This is a genomic window from Microcystis sp. LE19-41.2A (assembly GCF_027530405.1).
Taxonomy (GTDB): Bacteria; Cyanobacteriota; Cyanobacteriia; order Cyanobacteriales; family Microcystaceae; genus Microcystis; species Microcystis aeruginosa.
Genome location: NZ_JAPZQJ010000225.1, coordinates 1 through 1,048, shown reverse-complemented (window position 1 = coordinate 1,048; position 1,048 = coordinate 1). Strand labels below are relative to the sequence as shown.

Annotated in this window: 1 pseudogene; it reads left to right on the top strand. The window is 42.4% G+C overall.

The window, feature by feature from the left end:
* A pseudogene (locus tag O9290_RS28475) lies at positions 1–1,048 on the top strand (beta strand repeat-containing protein); the annotation flags it as partial.

Genomic DNA, 1,048 nt, shown 5'->3' with positions numbered 1-1,048 from the left:
TGACGATGTTTTGTTCAATTTCGCTCAATCTGATGGTTTTTGGGCGAATTTAGAAACTGCTTTTGGCACAAATTATGATGTGGTTAAGGCGACGGAATTACGACAGCAGTGGAAAAGCCGAAATTTTAGTCAAATTCCCCCGATTGAGGTACTTAGTGATGAGGTTTTAGGGACGGCAAAAGGGGCCTATTCCAGTAGTACCAATAAGATTTATCTATCAGCATCTTTTTTAAATACGGCCTCGTCGGCAACGATAGTTAATGTAATTTAGAAGAAATTGGGCATTATGTGGATGCTCAAGTTAATCAGGTGGATAGCGCCGGAGATGAGGGGGCAATTTTTGCGGAGTTGGTGCGGGGAAATAGTCTGGATGTGGCAACCTTAGACGCTTTACGAGCAGAGAATGACCAGACAACAATTATAGTAAATGGGGAAATTATTCAAGTAGAACAGGCGGATTTTACAGGAACGCCAGGGAATGATAATATTACGGGAACTTCTGGGGATGACACTATTAGTCCTTTACGAGGACAAGATAACGTCAATGGTGGGGACGGAAACGACCTATTAATTGTCAACTACTCCAGTAACACCTACGCGGGGACAACCACCTATCCAGCAGGAATGGGTAGCTATATTTATTGGAGTGGTGATGCTTGGAATGGTTCTTTTGGTGCCTATACTAATAGCAGTGGTAATTCTGACTCCGTTTCCTTCTCTAATATAGAAAGGTTTCAAATTACTGGGACTAATGCTAATGACTACTTTGACCGAGGGGGTTATGGAGTATTTAACATTGATGGGGGGACTGGTACAGACACCATCGGCACTTGAGATTTTAGTAGTTTCACCACCAATTTAACCATTGATAACAGTGGGGGAACCTTCACTGAAAGTAATGGCAATATGGTCAAAAATGTTGAACGCTTCAATAACCTGACTACTGGAACCGGTAATGATAGTATTAGCTTTACGGGGAGTTTTAATGAAACCATTGCTACCGGAGACGGAAATGATACGATTAACGGGGGACGAGGACAAGATAACG